We start from the raw sequence: 4,603 nt of genomic DNA on the forward strand, positions 1-4,603 counted from the left end.
GGCGTACACGCCGGTGAGGTGGGCGTGGTGCGCCATGTCGATGGGGGCGGGGSTCGGGGGCGTGGCGATGGTCATCGGGTTACCTTCGGGGTGTCGGCGACAGGTTCGGTCGGTGAAAGGAGTTGTGCCACAGCTGTTCAACCGGCGGTCGGGGCGGTGGTGCCGGCCGGCGCACTGGGCGCGGCGTCGGCGATGACCCGGGTCCGCTTGACCGCGAACACGATCAGCGCGATCGGGACCACCCAATTGAGCAGGATGTTGCCGGGGTGGCCACCCGATGCCGTCGAGGTCGAGGCCAGCAGACCGGCGACGATGTGCGAGCAGCCCATCAGTGCGATCGCGCCCGCCCACAGAAGGCTGATCTGGCGATTCTTGGCGCGGAACACCGGCGAGTGCCACAGTGCTGGGTCGACGGTTTCCCTGGCGTACTGCTCGGTGAAGGGGACGGTGAACGCGGACACCGCCATCACCGCGGCGAGCACGAACGCCGAACCACCGCGCCCGAAGAAGACGAGCGCCTCGTCGACCTGGGCGTCGCCGACGATGCCGATGAGCGCGATGACGCCGAACAGGACGACCCCGGCGACATCGATGATCTTCCATCCGCCGCCGGTGCGGACCGCCTCGTAGACGGTGACGGCCAGGGCCAGTACGCACGCGGCGATCGCGGCGAGCGTGACGTGGTCGGCGCCCAGTCGTTCGGCCGACCAGGCGAATACGAACCACGGGGCGAGTCCCAGGATCATCGACTTGGCGTTCACGGTGCGGTCTCCTTCGGTACGGCGGTCGTGGGCCCTGCCGGTGCCCCCGTCTGGTGAGTCCACTGTCTGCCGTGCCGATGACGCGTACATCTGCGTCATGACGGAGAAATCACCGCCAAACGTGCGGAGATGGATCGGAGCTGTCCATCGGGCTCATCGAACGGCCCACGCGTTGCGGATCGGCCGGACCGGGCATCGAGCAGACAACTGTCTTGCGCGCATTAAATTAGGCAGCTAAGTTAGTGGGCGTGGACCTGGCCTACGAACTTCACGATCTGGTACGCACCCTCGACCGCCAAGCCGACAAGATCCTGGCGGACTTCGGCTTGAACTACAACCGATATGTCGCGCTCGTGATCATCAGCGAGCACCCCGGACTCACCGGGCGCCAACTCGCCGCAGGTTTACGCATCAGCGAACCGTCGACGAGCGCGATCATCAAACACCTGCTCGGCCACGACCTCGTCTCCGACATCTCCCCCGCCGGCTCCGGCCACGTGCGTCAACTCGCGACCACACCCGCCGGGCTCGCGGTGAAGGAAGCCGCCACGACGTCGCTGGGCAACTCCCTCGACAACAGCGCCGCGGCCGCAGGAATAGACCCACACCACTTGGCACACACCATTCGAACCCTCCACACCCATCTCCGCAGCAGCAACCCGGGCTGACACGGACCGGCATCACCGCCCAGCCACCGGGGCGTGAACCCACACCGTCGCAACATCTCCCGCCAGGAGTGAGGCGACAACCACCCCAGATCACCCACAGGGAGCACCCGCATGGTCTCACTCCTTCTGGCCGTCAGCATCCTCGCGGCCGTCGGCCGGCTCGCACTACTGGCCACCCTGCACATCGTGGGCCGAGCCCACTATTCACCGATCAAGCACGCGGTCAGCGACTACGCCGTCGGACCCACTCACACACTCGCCACTGCGATGAACGTCGTCACAGCAGTACTATTCGCCGCCCTGGCAGCAGTGGTGTGGTGGGGCTACCCGCACTGGGCCTTGCACGCCACCACCACCGCATACCTGGTCGCCCTGTCGACGATCTTTCTCATCCTCCCGGCGCTCCCCACCGACCTCGAAGGCGAGCAAGCCACCCTGACAGGACGCATCCACCTCCTCGCGGCCATCACGTGGTTCGCGTTGAGTTACACCCTCACCGGACGCTTCAGCGAGCTCCTCGCCGCCAGCAACAACTCGTTCGCCGGAGTCCTCCACGCGCTCAACATGATCGCGATGCTCTCCCTCATCGCACTGATCATCTCGCTACTCCCCCCGCTACGCCCCCACCTCTTCGGCATCACCGAACGAGTCTTCATCCTCGCGATCTCGACGTTCTTCCTTCTACTACCCGTCGCCCTGGTCATCGAGCCCACGTGGTCGGCGCACTGAGGACGGAGAAGCGTGACCTTCCCCCCGGACGAGACGTACGACTACCTCGATGGGCCGAAGGCCGGTGTGAGCGACCTCGTCCACGTCACCTGTGCCCATTCGACAACCGCTGGGACCAAAGCGGTTTCGACGACGTCGCAGACATGCGCTTACGAACACCGACTGATCGGCGCTCAGCCGGCTGAGCGGCTCCGAACCCGCATCGTGTGCTGAGCACTGGCTACCACGGCCGCTCCCGAGTCGACGATTTCGACGCGGTGAACGACCTCGGCGATTCCATCACGTGCTGCTACCGTGCGGATGCGCTCGGCCTCCTCGGGCGGAAGCTGCACTCGCAGTCGCAACGTGCCCCGCCCCGGGCTGTGGAACTCGATAGTGGCGGCCTTGGTCCACACCTCGTAGTCGCGCCCGAGTTGAGCGGCGAGCATCATGCCGTACAGCACGTCGGTCGCCGAGAACAGCGCCCCACCGAAGGCCGCACCGTGCAGATTCGACGTCCACGGATACACCCGCATCGAAATCGCGCCGTCAGTCCAATCATCAGCCATGTAAGCGACTCGTACTCCGGCGCCCAACAATGGCGGATAGAGCCCGACCAGCAGTCGAAAACGCGCCGGCGCGAACAACCAGCGATGGAAAGGTGTCTTGGTCGTCACCGAGCCAGTATCCGTGACAGCTCGTGGGGTCGACCACCCCTTCACCCCTCCGTGGAGGCGAGGATGGTGATGAGGGACAGGATGCCGGTGCGGTGGTGCTCGGGTAGCTCGTAGATGTCGGTGGCCAGTCGATACAGCTGCGGCCAGGTGGTGTTGGCCGCCAACACCCGCTGCGCCATCGACTGATCTTGGTGTTGGTGGTGGAACTCTCGGGTGAAGAACGCGATGTCGACGCCGAAGCCGTCGGCGACCGCCACGATGATGCCGAAGCCTGGTTCGACTGCCCGTCCGCGGCGCAACGACGAGAGCATCGGTTCTCGCAACCGCCCCGCCCGGGTCTGATTGGCGCGGCGACACACCTCACGCCCAGTCAACGGCACACCCGGCACCGCGCCCGGCGTGTGCTCGAACAACGCAGACACCAACTCCGCCCACGACAGATCGCCTCCTGCGATGTCATTGCCGGGCAGGCCATCCGGCGATTCGCCCACCATCACACCTCCTCCGCCATCCGGGGCGACCGCGCTATGCCGCCCCACGGACGGGAGCAACGTTGCGCCACGACCAGCAAACCCACAATGTTGCTTCTGTCACAACCGTCAGTTTCCGATAGTGAATGTCGGACTCGTGTGGTGGACTCTCCGTATTCACGATAGCGAAGGGTCGGTGTGTTGATGTTGATGATCGGGGACGGTCTGCGGGGCAGCGCGCGTCGACGCGTGGTCACGGGTGTTGCGGCGGCAGCAGTCGCGGTCGGTGTGGCCGCCGGGCCCGGCACAGCGGCCGCGGCCACCTCTCCCGATCACCAGGTGTCGAAAACCACCGCCGACGGATGGCGGGTCACCGCCATCAAAGCCGACGAGAAAGTCCGCAGCGTCGCACCCCTCAACCAATCACCCTGGACCCGTGAAGGATTCCTGTCCCTACGCGGAGAAGGACGCATCACCGGCGCCGGTCGCACCGCAGTCTCGGCCGGCACCATCAGCTCTGGTTTCCAGATCGGCTGCAACACCGACGTCACCTCCGGGATAACCCTCGGCATCACCGCCGGCCCCACCGCCCAAATGTCGATCTCCTGGCCACCAGCACTGATCGTCGGCGCCCAAGCCAACGGCAACATCTCCACCACCCTGAAACCCGGCACCATCGCCAACATCCCCTTCGGCACCAAAAAACTCGCCGGACCTTCTGCCGGACTCACCGTCGACGGCGTCCACGTCAAAGTCGACGGCTGCCTCGGCCCCGTCGCCGTACGCGCCTACGTCACCCTCGCCATCTCCACCCCCACCAACGACAACACCATCAACGTCTACGGCCAACCCCACTACCTCTAAACCCCGCGGCCTCAACGACATACACGACATCGCAAGGAGACCCTCATGAGAAGTGTCAGCATCAAGCGAATCGGTGCCGGCGTGTGCGCCGCAGCAGCAATCGCCGCCGCCAGCGCCGGTATCACCAGCGGTGCAGGCTCCGCACACGCCGTCGAGGTCCAACAAGACAACCGCTACACCGTGCTATGGCTCACCCACGCCGAAACCCGCCAAGCCGCCGACATGGGACTGGTGCGGTTCCTCGACCAACCCGGAATCATCGAGCACACCTCGGTCATCGTGCGAGCGGACTCACAGTTCCAGTACCTACGCACCAATGAGGGCGGTCGCCGCTACTTCCACGGCAGCAAACAACAACTCGTCGCCGAAGCCGCCGCCCGCCCCGGCGGACGCATCGGGGTCTACCTCGACCGCACCCAGCCCAACCGACCCATCGGCATCACCCAGTACTGGCC

At 65.6% G+C, this 4,603-nt stretch carries 7 protein-coding genes; 4 read left to right on the forward strand and 3 right to left on the reverse strand.

The annotated features are described in order from the left end of the window. Nucleotides 1-137 precede the first annotated feature (137 nt). The gene (locus CA982_RS26055) at nt 138-761 is read right to left on the reverse strand and encodes a hypothetical protein (protein ID WP_086537948.1); all 624 of its coding nucleotides are present in this window, start codon (nt 759-761) and stop codon (nt 138-140) included. A 248-nt stretch (nt 762-1,009) separates the two neighbouring features. Here CA982_RS26055 and CA982_RS26060 point away from each other — a divergent pair, with 248 nt between their 5' ends. Beyond that, nucleotides 1,010-1,429 carry a MarR family winged helix-turn-helix transcriptional regulator gene (locus CA982_RS26060; protein WP_086537952.1) on the forward strand — a complete coding sequence of 140 codons (420 nt, stop codon included), beginning with the start codon at nt 1,010-1,012 and terminating at the stop codon, nt 1,427-1,429. 111 nt (nt 1,430-1,540) lie between these two features. After that, entirely contained in the window at nt 1,541-2,158 is a 618-nt protein-coding gene (locus tag CA982_RS26065) for a DUF998 domain-containing protein (RefSeq protein ID WP_086537949.1), read from the forward strand. Between the two features lie 173 nt (nt 2,159-2,331). Here CA982_RS26065 and CA982_RS26070 read toward each other — a convergent pair whose 3' ends face one another. Beyond that, nucleotides 2,332-2,814 (reverse strand): DUF4442 domain-containing protein, encoded by a 483-nt coding sequence (locus tag CA982_RS26070; protein ID WP_144066136.1) that lies wholly within the window; start codon nt 2,812-2,814, stop codon nt 2,332-2,334. A gap of 41 nt (nt 2,815-2,855) precedes the next feature. Next, nucleotides 2,856-3,308, reverse strand: a complete 453-nt coding sequence (locus CA982_RS27035) for a hypothetical protein (protein WP_244176512.1) — start codon at nt 3,306-3,308, stop codon at nt 2,856-2,858. 180 nt (nt 3,309-3,488) lie between these two features. Here CA982_RS27035 and CA982_RS26080 point away from each other — a divergent pair, with 180 nt between their 5' ends. Then, nucleotides 3,489-4,148 carry an MspA family porin gene (locus tag CA982_RS26080; protein ID WP_244176513.1) on the forward strand — a complete coding sequence of 220 codons (660 nt, stop codon included), beginning with the start codon at nt 3,489-3,491 and terminating at the stop codon, nt 4,146-4,148. A gap of 45 nt (nt 4,149-4,193) precedes the next feature. Then, nucleotides 4,194-4,603, forward strand: a 410-nt coding sequence (locus tag CA982_RS26085) for a hypothetical protein (RefSeq protein ID WP_086537951.1), incomplete at its 3' end; no start/stop codon positions are given.

Source organism: Gordonia lacunae (assembly GCF_002149015.1).
GTDB lineage: Bacteria > Actinomycetota > Actinomycetes > Mycobacteriales > Mycobacteriaceae > Gordonia > Gordonia lacunae.